The organism is Fibrella rubiginis (assembly GCF_017353185.1).
Classification (GTDB): Bacteria; Bacteroidota; Bacteroidia; order Cytophagales; family Spirosomataceae; genus Fibrella; species Fibrella rubiginis.
The window spans coordinates 153,265-171,375 of record NZ_JAFMYV010000002.1; the positions used below are offsets into that span (position 1 = coordinate 153,265).

General features: G+C 54.3%; 12 protein-coding genes and 2 tRNA genes. 8 read left to right on the top strand and 6 right to left on the bottom strand.

All coding sequences use genetic code 11. The annotated features are described in order from the left end of the window. Positions 1–28: 28 nt before the first annotated feature. A complete protein-coding gene (locus J2I47_RS04155; RefSeq protein WP_207363301.1) occupies positions 29–1,609 on the bottom strand; it encodes a hypothetical protein in 1,581 nt (526 codons plus the stop codon). Between the two features lie 342 nt (positions 1,610–1,951). Between J2I47_RS04155 and argS the strand changes: the two genes are divergently transcribed. From argS to J2I47_RS04180, 5 genes are all read left to right on the top strand, one after another. Further along, the gene (gene argS, locus J2I47_RS04160; protein WP_207363302.1) at positions 1,952–3,799 is read left to right on the top strand and encodes an arginine--tRNA ligase; all 1,848 of its coding nucleotides are present in this window, start codon (positions 1,952–1,954) and stop codon (positions 3,797–3,799) included. 123 nt (positions 3,800–3,922) lie between these two features. Further along, on the top strand, positions 3,923–4,543 hold the full coding sequence (locus J2I47_RS04165) for a glutathione peroxidase (protein WP_207363303.1): 621 nt from the start codon (positions 3,923–3,925) through the stop codon (positions 4,541–4,543). A 132-nt stretch (positions 4,544–4,675) separates the two neighbouring features. Then, positions 4,676–5,569, top strand: coding sequence for a 1,4-dihydroxy-2-naphthoate polyprenyltransferase (locus J2I47_RS04170; RefSeq protein WP_207363304.1), 894 nt, complete (start codon positions 4,676–4,678; stop codon positions 5,567–5,569). A gap of 57 nt (positions 5,570–5,626) precedes the next feature. Then, complete coding sequence (locus tag J2I47_RS04175) at positions 5,627–6,739, top strand: efflux RND transporter periplasmic adaptor subunit (RefSeq protein WP_207363305.1); 1,113 nt, start codon at positions 5,627–5,629, stop codon at positions 6,737–6,739. Positions 6,740–6,848: 109 nt separating this feature from the next. Next, positions 6,849–9,968, top strand: a complete 3,120-nt coding sequence (locus J2I47_RS04180) for an efflux RND transporter permease subunit (RefSeq protein WP_207363306.1) — start codon at positions 6,849–6,851, stop codon at positions 9,966–9,968. A 15-nt stretch (positions 9,969–9,983) separates the two neighbouring features. On the opposite strand, the gene pdxH is transcribed toward J2I47_RS04180, so the two are convergent. Then, positions 9,984–10,625 (bottom strand): pyridoxamine 5'-phosphate oxidase, encoded by a 642-nt coding sequence (gene pdxH, locus J2I47_RS04185; protein ID WP_207363307.1) that lies wholly within the window; start codon positions 10,623–10,625, stop codon positions 9,984–9,986. Positions 10,626–10,717: 92 nt separating this feature from the next. On the opposite strand from pdxH, the gene J2I47_RS04190 reads away from it, so the two are divergent. The 3 genes from J2I47_RS04190 (at position 10,718) to J2I47_RS04200 (ending at position 13,620) form a co-directional block, all read left to right on the top strand. Then, the gene (locus tag J2I47_RS04190) at positions 10,718–13,258 is read left to right on the top strand and encodes a DUF349 domain-containing protein (RefSeq protein WP_207363308.1); all 2,541 of its coding nucleotides are present in this window, start codon (positions 10,718–10,720) and stop codon (positions 13,256–13,258) included. 145 nt (positions 13,259–13,403) lie between these two features. Beyond that, a tRNA-Thr gene (locus tag J2I47_RS04195) sits at positions 13,404–13,476 on the top strand. Between the two features lie 55 nt (positions 13,477–13,531). Then, a tRNA-Thr gene (locus tag J2I47_RS04200) sits at positions 13,532–13,620 on the top strand. A 135-nt stretch (positions 13,621–13,755) separates the two neighbouring features. Here the strand turns inward: J2I47_RS04200 and J2I47_RS04205 are convergent. The 4 genes from J2I47_RS04205 to J2I47_RS04220 form a co-directional block, all read right to left on the bottom strand. Next, positions 13,756–14,931 (bottom strand): ABC transporter permease, encoded by a 1,176-nt coding sequence (locus tag J2I47_RS04205; protein WP_207363309.1) that lies wholly within the window; start codon positions 14,929–14,931, stop codon positions 13,756–13,758. A gap of 13 nt (positions 14,932–14,944) precedes the next feature. Beyond that, entirely contained in the window at positions 14,945–15,910 is a 966-nt protein-coding gene (locus tag J2I47_RS04210; protein ID WP_207363310.1) for an HlyD family secretion protein, read from the bottom strand. A 37-nt stretch (positions 15,911–15,947) separates the two neighbouring features. Continuing rightward, complete coding sequence (locus tag J2I47_RS04215; RefSeq protein ID WP_207363311.1) at positions 15,948–17,303, bottom strand: TolC family protein; 1,356 nt, start codon at positions 17,301–17,303, stop codon at positions 15,948–15,950. A gap of 109 nt (positions 17,304–17,412) precedes the next feature. After that, a complete protein-coding gene (locus J2I47_RS04220) occupies positions 17,413–18,069 on the bottom strand; it encodes a TetR/AcrR family transcriptional regulator (protein ID WP_229374274.1) in 657 nt (218 codons plus the stop codon). Positions 18,070–18,111 lie beyond the last annotated feature (42 nt).

Consider the following 18,111-nt stretch of genomic DNA (forward strand, 5'->3'; position numbering starts at 1 on the left):
CCCCGAAAACAGACCAACGGTTCCGGTGTCAATGGTCGGGGTCGGTGGTTCTGGTGGCCTGTGTCGGGGCTGGCAAGTGGTTTTTGGGCGTGTCGTAGCGGAGCTTGGCCAGGTAGAACACGTCGCGGGGCACCGCCGACCCACCGCGCGCGTTCGAGATGCGCTGATAGCCGGTTGCCAGAAAATAGGAGCCATACCAGGCGTGCACAACCGGTTCGGCGGTGTTGGTGAAGCGCTCTGTTGCCAACCTTGGTTTCAGGGTGAACAGCTCTTTGTTAGCCAGCACACTGTCGCGCCGAATCAACTGGCTGTGCACCTTGTCTTCGTCGGGATAGGCCATCACCACATAGTCTGACTGGTGCATTACCTCTACTTTGGGGGTCAATCGTATGCTTTCTATGTCTTTAATTGGCAGGCAGTTATCCCAGAGTAGGTTGCCCTGTTTGTCAAACCCGCAGAGAAAAGCGTGGGTGTATTGGTATTGTTCTACCTGCCTGCTCTGCCGGGTTGCCTGATTGGTCGAGAAGTTTCCGCTCGTATAAATCGTATTGGTTGAACGGTATTGCTGGTAATACACTTCCGCCACCAGGGTTAGCCCTTCGGCGGTTGGAATCAGTTCATGCACCAGCAGCCGGTAGCGGAACTTGACATTTTTGCCTTCGTTTTGCCGCCGTGTCACCCTGGCCAGCACCCGTTGCTGCCGCCGGGGGTCAAGGTAGTTAAAGAAGTTTTTTAGCTGCGAGAAGTCGATGTAGCGAATGGCCTCTCCGTGGTCAGTAGCCACGGTCATCTTGCCTGTTTCAGCATGCTGAATCCGCGTGACATAAATGCCCTGCGAATAGGGCGTGCAGTCGGCGGAGTAGTTGCCAATCAGTAGTGACTCGCCCGCGCTGATGGGCAAAATCTGACCCGAAATAAGGCTGTACTGCGTGCCGTCGTACTCAATGGTGCGCAAGGGTTTGCCATCGGGTGAATAAGAGCGAACGGTAAACTGGCAGCGTTTCTTGGGCGAATGCGTCAGCACGTGCACTTCCTGCCGGTACTCGTCTACGTCCATGCTGCCAATCTCGATGTTGTTCATGTATAGTCCCTGAAACACCCGCGTGGTCGCGTCGAAGAAAGAAAACCCCATCACCAGCGGCCGGTCGTGAAAATAGCCACCCAAATAGGCCACGTTGCCCATAACCCTGAAGTGGGTCAGGTCAATGGGTGAGGGTAGTTTACCCTCGAAGATGTCGATTGTACCGTCGTCGAGATTGAGCCGGATGATCTGGATATTTTCGGTGCCTGGTTCGGTAAAAAGCTGAAATCGGTAGAGGTTGTTGGTGAACTCGCTGATGGGTACGAAATGCGCTTTTAGGTTGAAATCAGTTTTCCAACGTGGCTTCATTGTCGTGTCCATGCGCGAAAAAGTGTATTTGAACCCCACTTGTCCATAGGGTTCTTCGTGCTGATACACCAGCAGAGCCCCCCGGTCACGCAGGGGCCAGACCGAATAGGCATCCGACGAATTGGGGTCGATGGGCATCTCAACGCGGGTCACGGCGGCCAACTGCGCCCAGACTGGTGCCGTAACAAAACAAAACAGGAGTGCGTACAGAAGGCGCATAGGACAAGAGAGACAGGGGTAAACGGGCGAGTGCTCTAAACTACATCGTGGGCAGACGTAGGACAAGATTTTCCGGGCAGGATTTTGTGAAGTGCTTTTTCTGACAGGATTAGCAGGATTTCAGGATGGACAGGATTTTTTGTTGTTGTCACTCGGCTGGGCGCCCCCGGCAGGAGCCGAGCGACAACAACAAAAAATCCTGTCCATCCTGAAATCCTGCTAATCCTGTCAGAAAAATCCTTGTTCAAGGCCCTTCAGAAGCCGTAATTACCCAAATGCGGGTGGTCTTCGTACTTTTGCGGTTCAATACACCGCCCGGCTTCTGCCCCGCAGGCCAATACCATGGATTTACAGGCATCATTAAAAACGGCCATTCAGCAGGCCATCCAATCGCTTTATACCGACCCCAGTGCGGCTCCAGAACCGGGTGAGGTGCTGCTTCAACCCACCAAGAAGGAATTCGAGGGTACCTATACCTACGTCACCTTTCCACTCACCAAACCCCTGCGCCTGTCGCCGGTCGAGATTGGGCAGCGGCTGGGTAACTGGCTTGTGGCCAACAGCCCTCTGGTGCGTGCGTTCAACGTAGTGCAGGGTTTCCTGAACATCAGCCTCGCCGATATAGCGTACATACAGTCGCTTAATGCCCTGATTGCTGATGGCGTTGCAGGAGCGCAGCAACCAGACACAGAAGCAACGCAGGCGAACCGGGTTATGGTTGAATTCTCGTCGCCAAACACGAATAAGCCGCTGCACCTGGGCCATTTACGTAATATTTTTCTGGGCGATTCGGTGAGCCGGATTCTGGCTGCCAATGGCTATACCGTAACTAAAGCGTGCCTCGTTAATGACCGGGGCATTCACATCTGCAAGTCGATGCTGGCGTACCAGAAGTTTGGTCGGCAGCCCAATGGCACGTTCGAGACACCCGAATCGGCAGGCCTGAAAGGCGATCACCTGATTGGTAAATACTACGTGCTGTTCGACAAGGCTTACAAAGCTGAAGTAGCCGAGCTTGTGGCGGGGGGGATGGCCGAAGACGAAGCTGCCAAAAAAGCCCCGCTGATGCTCCAGGCGCAGGAAATGCTGCTGAAATGGGAGCAGGGCGATGCCGAAACCGTAGCGCTCTGGGAGCAACTGAACGCCTGGGTCTACGCCGGTTTCGCCGAAACCTACCGGAAAACGGGTATTAGCTTCGACAAAACGTACTACGAATCGCAGACGTATTTGCTGGGGAAAGACGTAGTGGAAGAAGGGCTGGTCAAGGGTATTTTCTACCAGAAAGAAGATAAATCGGTCTGGATTGACCTCACGGCTGAAGGGCTTGACCACAAGCTGGTGCTGCGCGGCGACGGCACCTCGGTCTATATCACGCAGGACCTGGGCACAACCGATCTGAAATTCAGCGATTTTCACTCCAACAAGTCGTTGTGGGTGGTGGGCAACGAGCAGGATTATCATTTTAAGGTGCTGTTTGCCATCATGAAACGCCTCGGTCGTCCCTATGCCGAGGGTTGTTACCACCTGAGCTATGGCATGGTCGACCTGCCGAGCGGTAAGATGAAATCGCGCGAAGGGACCGTAGTGGATGCCGATGACCTGGTCGATGAAGTGGCTGCTGTGGCTGCACAGGCCGCCGCCGATGCCGCTAAGGGAAAGCTGGATGAGTTTTCGGAGGCCGAGAAGCAGGACTTGTTTCGCCTGATTGGCCTCGGCGCGTTGAAATATTACCTGCTGAAAGTGGACCCGCAAAAGCGGATGCTCTTCAACCCCGCCGAGTCGGTCGATGTGCATGGGCATACGGGGCCGTTTATTCAGTATGTCCACGCCCGCATCCGGTCTATCATGCGCAAGGCAGAAGAGGCGGGTTTGTCAACCAGTGTCCCTGCTGATGAAGCCACCGCAACGGCGGACCGGCCGCTGCACGAAACGGAGCAGGAGGTGATCGTGCTGTTGGGGCAATTTGCGCAAAGCGTTGCCAACGCAGGCCGGGACTATGCGCCGTCGTATGTTGCGCAATACGTATATGATCTGGCAAAAGCTTACAACCGCCTTTTCGCCGACGTATCGATCCTGTCTGAACCTGATGCCGCCAAGACGCAACTCCGGCTTAGCCTATCGGCGGTGGTGGCCGAAACTATCCGCAAAGGCATGGGTTTACTGGGTATTGAGGTACCTGAAAAAATGTAAGTCGATGTAGTGATGGGCCGCAGATTGTTATGATCCTTATGATTCATTATGATTTTTTAAAAGAGATCATAATGAATCATAAGGATCATAACAATCTGCGGCCCATCAAATCCCACAAAAAATATGAAGACGTCCACTAAGATTGGCCTTGGGGCCGCTGCACTATTAACCGTACTCGTTTCTATGTCATTCTCCCGCCTGGTTAAACACGTTTTCAGCGACAAAAAAGCGGCTCTGTCGGCACCCGCCACGCTAGACAATGCCCCCGCGAAATCGCTGTATGATTTTACAATGAATGCCCTTGATGGCAAGCCCGTGGCCCTGAGTCAATACAAAGGCAAAAAAGTCATCATCCTGAATACGGCTTCGGAATGTGGCTACACGCCGCAGTACGCCGACTGGGAAAAATTTTACGAAGCCCACAAAGACAAGGTGGTGGTGCTGGGTTTTCCGGCCAACAACTTCAGTGGTCAGGAGCCGGGCAGCAGCAAGGAAATTGCCTCGTTTTGCCAGAAAAACTATGGTGTCACCTTCCCCCTCTTCGAAAAAATCGACGTGGTGGGCGACAAGCAGGCACCGCTTTATAAGTGGCTGACCACTAAGAGTATGAACGGTTGGAATGAGCAGGCCCCCGGCTGGAATTTTTGTAAGTATGTCGTGGATGAAAACGGTAAGCTCACCCACTTTTTCGCCTCTGGCGTAAAGCCCAACGACCCGGCGTTCAGAAAAGCGGTTGGCATTTAATGCACAATCGGTCCGCCGACGCGGTATAATGAACAATGTACAGTGGCTCCGCCTGTGAGCTGTGGCGTTGATCAGTAGTACCTTTGTACATTGTTCATCATACCGCGTCGGCGGACCGATTGTACATTAAAAATGAAAGAATGGATTGCAGCGGCGCGGCCGCGGACGTTGCCGCTGGCGCTGGCCAGCATTATCCTGGGGAGTTTTCTGGCGGCGGGTGCGGGCCGATTCAGCTGGCTTACGTTTGGCCTGGCCGTGCTGACTACCATCTGTTTACAAGTGCTGTCGAACTTCGCCAACGACTACGGTGATGCCGTTTCGGGCAAAGACACCCCCGACCGCGTTGGTCCACGCCGGGCCGTTGCGACCGGTGACCTGACTAAAGAAGCCATGCGTCGGGCTATGCTTATCACCGCCGGGCTGTCGCTGGTATCGGGGGTGTGGCTGCTTGTTGAAGCCACCCGTGGGGCCGGGGCTACGCTTTTCTGGGTATTCCTGATGCTAGGCCTGCTTTGCATTGCAGCAGCAGTGGCCTATACCAATGGCAAACGACCCTACGGCTATGCCGGCTACGGCGACATTGCCGTATTGCTCTTCTTCGGTTGGGTAGGTGTGCTCGGTACCTATTACCTGCAAACGCAGAGCATCAGCTGGCCGCTGTTGCTGCCAGCCAGCAGCGTCGGTTTTTTTGCTACGGGTGTGCTGAATATCAACAACATACGTGATATTGAAACCGATGCTAAGACAGGTAAAAACTCCATTCCGGTGCGGTTGGGTAGAGCAGGTGCCGTCCGTTATCACTGGCTGTTGCTGGTTGGTGGTATGGTGTGTGCGGTGGCCTATTCACTCATATCAGCCACGGCTGCCTTTGATTATGTCTATGTGCTAGCCTTCCCGCTATTTATCTTGAACGGACGGGCCGTTGCCAATCATACCAATCCAGCCGAACTAAACCCCAGGTTGGGTCAGCTGGCTCTCTCCACGCTGCTCTTTGTGGTGCTGTTTGGCGTGGGTATTCTACTGTAAATAGAAGTAAACCGTAGCGTCTTTGCGGTTTGATTAAAAAACCTCAACACACAAACTTTGAAACGCTGGATTGCCATTGGTCTCGTCGTGCTGGTCCTGGGGGGCCTGATCGTTTATAACAAAATACTAAAACCGGCCCCTGGCGCGGGTGGCGGCGGTGGCGGCGGAGCTGCCCCGGCCGCAGGCGGTGCGGGGGGCAAAGGAGGCCCCGGTGGCCCCAATGCGGGTGGCCCAACGGCAGTGAACGCCTACGTGGTGGTGCCCAAATTGATTGCTAACGCAGTCGTGGCTACAGGGTCGCTGGTGGCTAATGAGCAGGTCGATATTTACCCCGAAATAGCTGGACGCATTGTGCAACTCAATATCCGCGAGGGGCAACCTGTTGCGCAGGGGTCGTTGCTCGTAAAGGTATACGACGGCGATTTGCAGGCGCAACTCCAAAAGTTTAGGGTGGTAGAGGAAAACGCCCGCCGCACCGAAGCCCGCAACAAACAGCTGCTGGAACGGGGTGGCATCAGCCAACAGGAATATGATATTATTGTCACGAACCTGAAAGGTGCCCTTGCCGACATTGACCTGACCAAGGCTGCTCTGCGCCGTACCGAAATCAGGGCACCTTTTTCGGGGGTCATCGGCATCCGAAACGTCAGTCCCGGTGCGGTGGTCACGCCCCAAACGCTCATCACCCGGTTGCAACAACTCAATCCTATGAAGCTCGATTTCACCGTTCCCGAACGCTACAGCTCATCGGTGCGGTCGGGAGAGCGGGTCAACTTCACCGTTGAGGGGAGTCAGGCTGGTTATACAGGACAGATTTATGCTATCGAACCCGATGTTGACGTGGAGACGCGTAGTTTACGCATCAGGGCGCGGGTAGCCAACACAGGGCGCGATTTACGACCCGGCGCATTTGCCAAAGTCAACCTGACGTTCCGCGAAGACAAAGCGCTAACCATTCCGTCGCAGGCGTTGTTACCACAAACACGTGGTAAGCAGGTTGTGGTGGTCCGCAATGGAAAAGCCACGTTTGTTGAGGTTCAAACCGGCATTCGGGATAAAAATAACATTCAGATCACCAAAGGCCTTACCGCTGGTGATACTGTAGTGACGACCGGATTGCTCTTTGTAAAAAAAGATGCGCCAGTTAAAGTGGTCAAAATCAACAACTAATGATGAGTTCAAGGTCTAAAGTCTAACGTCTAACGTTGCTTCGCGCTCCGTTGACGTAAGTGCGCGAAGCAACGTTAGACGTTAGACGTTGAACTTACCCTTCCCCGTTATGAGCCTTTCCTCTCTTTCCCTAAAACGTCCGGTCTTTGCCATGGTGATGTCCATTGCCATTGTACTGTTTGGCGTTATTGGCTACACCTTTCTGGGTGTGCGTGAGTTTCCGGCTATTGACCCGCCGGTAATTTCGGTCCGGACGAGCTATACCGGTGCGAACCCCGAAATCATTGAGTCGCAGATAACCGAGCCGATTGAGAAAACGCTGAACAGTATTGAGGGCATCCGCACAATTTCGTCCAGTTCGGCTTTGGGTGTCAGCAACATCACCGTTGAATTTAACCTCGATACCGACCTGGAACGGGCTGCCAACGACGTGCGCGACAAGGTGTCGCAGGCGCAACGGTTGTTGCCGCAGGACATCGACGCCCCCCCGGTAGTGACCAAGGCCGACGCCAACTCGGACCCCATTATTTTCATGCCGGTGCAAAGCACCACCCGCAACCCCATGCAACTGTCGGACTATGCCGAAAATGTGTTGCAGGAGCGGTTACAGACCATTCCCGGGGTGTCGCAGGTGAGTATCTACGGGCTGAAGCGCTACGCCATGCGCATGTGGCTCGACCCCGCCAAACTAGCGGCCTATAAAATCACGGTGCAGGATATTCAGGCCGCCCTTACAGCCCAGAATGTGGAACTGCCCGGCGGTAAAATCTACGGTAACAACACCGAATTAACCGTAAAATCGGTGGGGCGACTCACCACCGAAGATGATTTTAACAACCTGATCCTGCGCGAAACGAATCAGCAGATTCTGCGCCTGCGCGACGTGGGTTATGCCACGCTCGGACCAGAAAATGAAGAGACGTCGTCGAAGCAAAATGGGGTGCAGGGGGTCATACTGGTGTTGATTCCGCAACCCGGTGCCAACATCGTGAACATTGCCGATGAATTCTACAAACGCTTCGATCAGATTAAACGCGATTTGCCTAAAGACCTGATTGTGAGCGTGGGGATTGACCGCAGCACGTTCATTCGTAACGCCATAACGGAAGTAGAAGAGACCCTGATGATCTCGTTTGTACTGGTGGTGCTGGTCATTTATCTCTTCTTCCGCGATTGGCTCATCGCGTTCCGCCCGCTGATCGACATACCCGTTTCGCTGATCGGCGCTTTCTTTATCATGTACGTTGCCGACTTCAGTATCAATATTCTAACACTGTTAGGTATTGTACTGGCTACCGGCCTGGTGGTCGATGATGGCATCGTTGTTACGGAAAACATCTTTAAGAAAATCGAGAAAGGCATGGAGCCTGAACGGGCAGCAAAGGAAGGGTCGGAAGAGATTTTCTTTGCGGTCATCGCCACTTCCATCACGCTGGCGGTGGTATTTCTGCCCATCATTTTCCTCCAGGGTTTTGTGGGTCGGCTCTTCCGTGAGTTTGGCATTGTGGTGGCCGGGGCCGTACTTATTTCAGCCTTTGTTTCGCTCACGCTAACCCCTGTACTGAGTGTAAAGCTGACCACCAAAGACCACGGTAAATCATCGTGGTTCTACAAAAAATCGGAGCCGTTTTTTCAATGGCTCGACAACTCATACCGCAGCAACCTGAGTGCTTTTTTGCAGAAACGCCGCTGGGCCTGGATCATGATGGTAGCCTGTCTGGCCCTGGTATTTGGCCTGGGGGCCACGCTGAAATCGGAACTGGCACCACTCGAAGACCGGGGCCGCGTTCGGATACCCATCACCGCGCCGGAGGGAACGAGCTACGAAGCCATGTCGGCCATTACTGACCGGGTAACCAAGTTTGTACTCGATTCGGTGCCCGAAACCAAGCTGACGTTTAGTGTAGTGGCACCGGGGTTTTCGGGCGCGGGCGCGGTCAATTCGGGCTTTGTGTTCATTAATATGGTTGACCCACAAAACCGAAAACGTACCCAGCAGCAGATTGTCGATTACCTGACCAAAAATTTCAAGAAATTTTCCGATGCCCGGATGTTTGCCACGCAGGAGCAGACCATTTCAACCGGTGGCCGTTCGGGTTCATCGTTGCCGGTGCAGTTTGTGTTGCAAAATCTGAGCTTCGACAAACTGCGTGAGAAACTGCCCAAATTTCTGGAGGAAGCTCAGAAAGATCCGACGTTTCAGAACGTTGACGTCGACCTGAAATTCAATAAGCCGGAGTTAAACATCAGCGTTGACCGTGAGAAAGCAACCGACCTGGGTGTGTCGGTGCTCGACGTGTCGAACACATTGCAACTGGCCCTGAGTAACCGGCGGCTGGCGTATTTCCTCATGAACGGGAAGCAGTACCAGGTGATTGGGCAGGTAGACCGTGAAAACCGCGACGAACCCACCGACCTGCGTACGTTCTATGTTCGCAACAACCGGCAGGAGCTTATTCCGCTCGACAACGTGGTGCGGTTCCTGGAGGTGAGCAGCCCGCCGCAGGTGTATCATTACAATCGCTTCAAATCAGCCACGGTCTCGGCGGGGCTGGCACCGGGCAAAACAGTGGGCGATGGGGTGGCGGCCATGAACGCCATTGCGGCTCGGGTACTTGATCCCAGTTTTCAAACGTCGCTCACCGGTTCCTCACGTGACTTTGCCGAAAGCTCATCCAACACACTGTTTGCGTTTGGCCTGGCACTGGTTCTGGTTTACCTAATTCTCGCCGCCCAGTTCGACTCGTTTGTTGATCCGTTTATTATTATGCTCACGGTGCCGCTGGCGTTGGCAGGGGCCATTTTTTCGCTATGGCTGTTCAATCAGACGTTGAATATCTTCAGCCAGATCGGCATTATTGTGCTGGTGGGCCTGGTAACGAAAAACGGAATCCTGATCGTAGAATTCGCCAATGAACAAATGGCCGACGGCAAGACTAAAGTCGCCGCTGCGCTTGAATCGGCTGCCATGCGCCTGCGCCCCATTCTGATGACCACACTGGTAGCGGCCTTTGGCGCGTTGCCACTGGCGCTGGCATTGGGGTCAGCCTCCAAAAGCAGGGTGCCGCTGGGGGTGGTCATCGTAGGTGGATTGTTGTTCTCGCTGGTGCTCACGCTCTTCGTTATCCCGGCCATGTACATCTTCCTGTCGCGCCGCAAGCCCGGACAGCCCATTGGCGAATCGCCCGACGAGAAAGCACTGGAAGAGCACTCCGCAGAAGTAGTATAATAGGTGGCCGGGTTGCTAGGGAGCCAGCCGTTCAATCACCCACGCCTCGCCATCCTTGCGGTAGCGGAGGCGGTCGTGGAGGCGGCTAGGACGACCCTGCCAGAATTCAACGCTGTTGGGCACCAGTCGAAAACCACCCCAGTGTGGCGGGCGGGGAACGGGTTTATCGGCAAACTGCGTTTCCAGTTCGTGTTGGCGATTCGTCAGGATGTCGCGGCTGGCGATGACACCACTTTGTTGTGATACCCAGGCGCCTATCTGACTACCGCGTGGGCGGCTGTTAAAATAAGTATCTGATTCGTCAGCGCTTACTTTTTCCACAACTCCTTCCAGCCGAACCTGTCGTTCCAGTTCTGGCCAAAAAAAGGTGAGTGCAGCCAATGGATGGCTAATCAGTTCTTCACCTTTCTGGCTTTCATAGTTCGTATAAAAGGAAAAGCCGCGCTCATCAACGCCTTTCACCAGCACAATGCGCCCCGACGGCTGGCCATTTGGCCCCAACGTAGCCAGGTGCATGGCATTGGGTTCATGAACACCCGCTGCTAGTGCTGCATCGAACCATTGTTGAAATTGGGTAATCGGATTGGGCAAAACATCTGACTTGTCCAGTCCGTTTAGGGTGTATTCTTTGCGTAAGTCAGCTATTTCGGACGTCATTTGAGGCAGAGAGAAGGGGCTAAAGCCGTGAAAAATGGGTATTACCCGCGTTTTTTCTTTAGTTTTGTAAAAGTAAGTGGTGCGTAACCAACATGACAAACGAAGACCAGCAAATCGACCGACCAGAGGAGATCACTCAACCCGATCCCCAACCGTCGGCTTCGACATCGGCGGCTGAAGAAGCCGCTTCCCTTCCCGTTTCTACTGCAGAAGATATGCCCGTAGCCAACGAGACCACCGCTACCGAATCGGTAGCCGATCCATCGGCGACGGGTGCCACTTCGGCGGTACCAGCGGCTGAAGAGACCGAACCCGTGGATGCCACCGAACCCGCCGACGTACCTGCCCAGGCAGACTCGTTTGTGGCTGAGGTGCTCCCAGAGCAGCCTGAGGCAGAGCCAGTTGCTGTTGAAGAAGCTCCTGTGGCCAACCAGACACCAACTACGCCGGAACTTCCGACGGCTGTAGAGGCCGACGTAGATCCTACGGTACCTACGCTAATGGCCGACGACCAACCCGTTGAAGACCCGCAGGCCGAGGTTTCAACAGCGGATGCCGTTGCAGAACCATCAGCCGAAATGGCATCGTTGGACCCCACGGTTGCTGAGGAGATCACGGCGAGTTACGCGGAAACCGAAGCGAGTCAGGAGGCAGAAGAAGCCGCTGCTGCGCAGCCGGCCGTTGACTATACGGGCTACTCAAAAGCCGATCTGGTCAACCTGCTGGACGAGACGCTGCAGTCAATTAAAGGAGAGACAACAACAGCCGCCCAATTCCGTCATGCCGACGACGTATTGAAACAGTCGAAGCCGGTGATGGATGCGCTCAAACGGGCAGAAAGGCAGGCCGCGTTGACCCAATATATTGCCGATACAGGTTCGGAGGAGGGTTTCCAGTTCCGTACCGACGACACGGCCCTGCGCTATGAAGACCTGTATAAGCAGATCAAGTCGCAGAAAAACACGTATTTCCAGACGCTCGACAAGGCAAAAGACGCCAACTTCAGCTCAAAGACCGATCTGCTCCGCCGCCTGCGTGAACTTGTAGAATCGGATGAGTCGAACGCGGGCGATGCCAAAACAAGCTGGAACGAGTTCAAGAAAATTCAGGACGAGTGGAAAGGGGCAGGTAACATCAATTCGCCTCACAACGCCACGCTTTGGGCCACCTATCATGCGTTGGTAGATCGGTACTACAGCAACCGCAATATTTATTTTGAGCTAAAAGAGCTTGACCGCAAACGCAATGCTACACTGAAAGGTGAGGTAATTGATAAGGTAGAAGCCCTGGCCGCGGCCCAGGCCGATAAGACCGTGACGCGCCAGACTATCGACGAAGCCAACGCACTTTTTGAAGAGTACAAGCACATTGGCCCTGCGCCCAAGGCAGAGCAGGAGGCACTCTGGCAGCGCATGAAAGCGGCGCTTGATACACTCTACAACAAGCGTCGTGGGCAAAACGAAGATCAGCGTAAAGAGTCGGCTCAACTCTACGAAGAGAAGTCGGCTATTTATGAAGAACTCGTACCGCTGACTTCGTTTTCGTCGTCGGGTATTAACGACTGGAATGACAAGACAAAGGCTGTTATGGCCATCCAGGACCGCTGGAACGCCATAAAAGGCCCAATGCCGCGTGAAGAAGGCAAAGAGCTGAGCAAGAAATTCTGGGCGGCGCTGAAAACCTTCTTCGCCAACAAAGGCGAGTTTTTCCGTCAGCTGGAAGGCAAGCGCGAGGAAAACCTGAAAGCCAAAACCGAACTCTGCGAGCAGGTAGAAGCCATCCTGGCATCGGGCGATGAGTCGAGCGAGGCTACACAGCGTGTGATTGAGTACCAGCGGCAATGGAAGAATATTGGTCAGGTTCCGGAGAAACAGAAAAATAGCATTTTTGACCGGTTCAAAGCGGCCTGCGACGCCTTCTTCGACAAGAAGCGCAACCGCAATCAGGATACCGACCGGGAATTTGAAGCTAACCTTGCCAAGAAGGAAGACCTTATTGCCCGGATTGAAGCCGCCGCTACCCAAAACGCTGATCTTTCGCAATTAGACGCGTTCAAAAGCGAATGGAACAGCATCGGGTTTGTGCCGAAGAAGGATAAAGAGCGTATTCAGAAGGGATACATCGCTGCCATCAACGCGCTTGTGCGAGCCAACGGAACGATGTCGTCGACAGAAAAGGAACGCGCCATTCAGGACAACGAAGCTGAGGTATCGCGTTTTGGTGGCCCACGTGGTGACCGGGGTGGACGCAGTGACGCCCCACGAGGCGGTGGTGACCGGGGTGGTCGTAGTGATGCTCCCCGTGGTGGCAACCGTGAGGGTGGGCAGGGTGGCCGACCTGCCGGTGGCCGCAATAACGATCGTTCACGTGACCGAGGCCCTCGCGATGGCGGCTACAGTGGCGGTGGTTCGCGCGACAGCGGTGACTATGCAGCCTACCGGCGTAGCACGGAAGGGGGCGGTGGCAGCGAGACCCGCCGTCGTATTTCGACGCTGGAAAACGACATTGCCACTTATCGCAACAACATCGAATTCTTTGCCCGCTCGAAAAACGCTGATCAGCTTCGCGCCGACATCGAGAAAAAGATTGCTGATGCCCAAAAACAGCTCGATGCCCTGCGCAATCAGGAATAAGAGAATCAGCTAGTTACTGCCAGAAGGCCTACTGACTTGTAATCAGTAGGCCTTTTTTTAGGTCAATTACTTGCAGAAAACGCCTGTAAGCCCTACTTTTGCATCACCAAAATCGACAAGGGCATTGCCCAAGCTCGATTTGATTGCCTCCATAGCTCAGCTGGTAGAGCAACTGACTTGTAATCAGTAGGTCGTTGGTTCGATCCCGACTGGGGGCTTCTAAGCTTAAATCCCGACCACACTATGGTCGGGATTTTTTATTGACAAAGGGCTGGCTCTATAGCTCAGTTGGTAGAGCAACTGACTTGTAATTAGTAGGTCGTTGACGGTCCGCCGCTGCGGTTAGATCCCGACTGGGGCCTTCTAAATCTAAATCCCGACCATAGTGTGGTCGGGATTTTTTATTGATCACAGGCTGACTCCAGAGCTCAGTTGGTGAAGCGACTGGTTTAGGATCAGCAGGTCGTTGTCGGTCGGTCCTATTGCCGTTGTGACGATTAGGCTATCACGGTGGCAGCAACCCGGCTTTGTTTCCGCATGATGAGCCAGAGGGCAAGCCAGGCTATCAGCAACGTGCCCAGCCCGTAGATCGTGAGCAACTGTATTTCCGGCCAGATAGCGGAAAATGGCGCGTTCAAAAAGAAGACTTTCCGGAAGGCGCTGAGGAAATGAGTGAGCGGAATGACCTGCGCCAGGCCCTGCAAAAAACCAGGCATCTGGCTCGCGGGCCAGGTGTAGCCGCTGATGACAAAACTGGGTGTAGCCAGCACCATCAGGATCTCCGTAGCCCGCAACTGATTCGGAATCAGTACACTAACCAGGATGCCAAGGCCGGTGATGGCCAGCGTGAAAGCTGCAATGAGACCTACCGCCGCCGAGAGTTCGCCAATGGGTGGGATCTTGAGCAGGGGAAAGAGGAAACCCAGCACAAACGCCCAGATGCCCACGCCCATCAACCAGTAAGGCAAAATTTTGGTGAGCAAGACCACACCCGACCAGCGGGTTTTAGCCAGCACCTGCCCAAACGTATGCTCTTCAAAGTCTTTGCTGAAAGCCAGCGCCAAGGCCAGCAGAAAAACCTGTTGCAGCACCGCGCCCATTAGCCCCGGCATCATATAATAACCGTAGTTGCCCGACGGGTTGAAATAGCGCGTATTGTTGATGCTGAACGCCTGAAACTGACTGCGTGCATCTGCTGCCGGCACGCCCCGTTTCATCAGGCCTTCAATCTCAACTCCGGCATTAATTGTTGAAAGGGTCGTTTGCACCGCCCGTGATACAAAGTTGGCCGTCAAAATATTAGCCATGTTCAGATCCACCTGGATTTCCGGGGTACGTCGCTGCTGTACGTCGCCCTCAAAGTGTTCGGGCAGGGTCACAATGGCTTCATACTGCCCGGTCTGGAAAGCCTTGCGGGCGTCTACCTCGTCGGTAAACAGCTGCCGGATGTGTATGGTTGGGTTGTCGTCGAGCGCGTCGATTACCTTGCCGCTCAGCGACGATTGATTCAGATCGAGCACCGCGATGGGCAGGTTCGTCACCGTGGGTCGGTTGTAGGTGAAGCCCAGCAGCAGCCCGAAAAAAAGCGGGCCGCCAATGAATACCGCCACCGCCACGCTGTTGCGGCTAAACTGCCGGAACTCACGACCCAGCAGCTGGAAGAACGTTTTCATGGTTGAATGGGAATTAGTTGGCAGAAAGCATGACCGTCTGGTTGGTCAGCAACGCAGCCTGATCAGCCGGGTTGACCGGCATCAGTTTCAGTTCGTACGTCGCCTCGCCAAGCTCATAGGTTGGGTAGCTGCTTGTGCGTGATGCGTAACTACCCAACTCTTTGATCGTTAGCAGCTTAGCATTCACCGTTTTGTTGCCATAAGGCAGTTTCACGGCATAGATATTGCCTTTCACGAACGTACCTATTTGTTTTTCCCCCACCGTAAACCGCAGATATGTGCGGCCAGTAGCATAGCCGGTTGCTACGGCATAGCCCGCCGGGGCCAGTTCACCCTCGTGCAGGCTGATGCTCTCGATGGTCATGTCCTGCGCTGCCACGATCACCTTTTCGCGCAATGCTGACTGCACCTCTTTCAGGGCACCCTCGGCCCGGAGCATATCGCCATAGGCCATCTGAATCCGTTCGGCCCGAACGTTGCCATCGACTTCATCACGTTTGGCGAGGGTGCCCGTCTGCTGCGCCTTCGCCGACTGGTATTTGGTCAGCATCTCATCATATTGCTGCGCCGAAATCAGCGAGTCGCGGTACATGTTTTTGATGCGGGTGAAGCTTTTCTCAGCCAGCGCATACTGGTCGTTGGCGGCCGTTGCCGCCGCGTTAGCCTGTTTGCGTTCATTGGTGGTGGCGCCGTTGCGGGCCATCTGGTACTGCGCCTTGGCCGACGTATAGGCACCCTGCGCCTGCAACAGTTTCGCTTCGGCTTCGGGGATGTCGATGCTGGCAATGGGCTGCCCTTTGTGCACCACATCACCCTCACTGACCAGTAGTTTCGTGATCCGGCCCGTTACTTTGGCCGTTACGCTCACAGTCTCTTTCTTTACTTTGCCCTCGATGACACCGGTGGTGAGCGGCTTTTCGGGTTGGCAGGCACTTAGCAGCGTGCCGATGGCTATTGATACGAATAGGTTGCGTTTCATACGATTAGTTGATTATCGGAGGCCAAAACCGCCGGGATTAGTACACGTCGGCAACAGTCAGATCGCCGGTAGCTTCACGCTGCGCAACAACCGTTGTGCGCTGATTAACAATGGCTTGCAGGTAGTCGAACTCTGCCTTCTGGAAATCACTTTCGGCCTCCAACCGCTCTGTAATCCGAATTAGCCCCTGCTCATATTGCTTCGTGGCAATGTCGAGTGCCCGGCGGGCGAGGTTTGTTTTCTGCCGCGCCACCGCCAGTAGTTGATTAGCCGTGGCAACGTCGGTCTGTGCTTTGGCCAGATTCAGCGTCAGCAGCTCGCGGGCCTGGCTCAGGCTATTTTGGGCAATGAGCACATCCTGCTGAGCCGTACGGCGCTCGGAGCGGGCAGCCATTTTGTCGAAGAGTGTCCAGCGAATACCCACGCCAACATACCAGTAAGGCTCAATAGCCGATAGGTCCTGGCGGCGGAGTTCGTTTTTGCCGAAGGCGTAGGCTTGTGGCAGGTAGCCCGCAATGGTAGCCTTCTGTTTGTAGTTTGCCGCCTGTTCCGAGAACGTCAACGCCCTGATCTCCGGGCGGTTGTCTATGCCCGTGGCAAGCGTGTCGGCTATTAACGGGGTTAGTTCCGGACGAATGTCGGCGAGTTGTGCGGCGGGCAGCCCCGTCAGCTGGGTCAGGCGGGCAATAGCCAGTTGTCGCTTACCGTCGAGGTCGACGTGTTTGGCTTTCAGGTCCTGGGTAGCCAGTTCAACCTTGCTGCGATCATAGGGTGTAGCCAGCCCTTCTTTCACGGCCCGGTTAATAAACGTTGTCTGGGCCAGCAGGCGGGCATCGGCCTCGGTCAGCACCTGTTCCGATTTGGCCACGAGTGCCAGTTGGTCATATACCTGCGCTACCTCGCGAATAATCGCCATGCGCTCTTTGTCGGCCATAGCCGAAATGGCTTTCCCTTTGGCAGTCAGAGCCTTGCCGAGCGTTGGAATTTTTGTCCCCGAAAAAAGGAGTACGTTGGCCGACACCGTAGCCCGCAGAATATCGCGCCGCTGAATTACCTGCGACAGATCATAGGGGCCGCTGTAGAGCTCTTTTGGCAAGGGTTGATAGGGTAACCGCGGAATCGTGATGGAAATGTCGCGGTCGAGGTGCGTGAACGTGGGGTTGAATGTGATCTCGGGCAGATATTGATTCCGCAGCGACTGCTGCTCAATTTTTACCTTCGTTTGTTCAGCCTGATTGTTGGCCAGCGCATAACTCCTGGTCAGGGCCTGCTCGATGAGCGCAGCCCGCGATAATCCTCCGCCAACCGGGGCAGGCGTGAGTGGCTGGCCTAGCGCGACTGCTGATGAAAACAGCGCAGCCAGCGAAAATACAGATGTCGTTGAGCGTTTCATGTTGCACTGATTACACTATTTTGGTTTTTATAGTTTCCTTGCAAATGAAAAATAAGCACAAACGAATCATCGGAATGTGCTTACCTTTTCGTTTGTTACTTACCTAACTCTATTCGCGGTAAAACTTCTCGGTCAACATGCCTCGTAACAGTAAATTTATAACTTGCTCTATGGTTTCACGGGGGTTACTGGCGATGCCAACCGTTACAGCACCGGGAAACTGAGTCAGGAAATCGGGATCGGTCAGGCTTTGTATGGCACTGACATAAACCAGCACCGCCAGTTGTCGGGTTGAGTCGTCGCGGATGTAGCCTACACGGGCACCCTCATCCAGTAGTTGGGCAAAATTCTTCAGTGGTACATCGCGTCGAAAGTCGGTCATGCGTTGCCATAACGTTGGTTCTGAACGCTTTAGGTCATCAAGAAATAGCCGATTGACGCTACTGAAACTAATGCCAATATGCAGCAGGTAATCATTCAGTTTCTGCCGGAAGGTGAGGTCAACGTTGTTTAAAATAGCCTCGGCACCCGTGACGTAGCGGTCTGCAAACTGCTCGATACCCGCCATCAGGATATCGGCTTTACCACCAAAGTGGTTATAGATCGTTTTTTTGCTGATAGCCAGTTCGCGGGCAATATCATCGACCACGACGCGGCTGTAGCCATACCTGAAAAACAAGGCCATCGCCGCGTCGACAATGCGCTGGCGCATGCTGAGTGGGTCATTTTCTGCGGCAACGGATAAGGAAGGGGTGGCTTTCTTCATAGAAACTACTGATACATTATTTGTGTACTAAAGGTAAAGTCT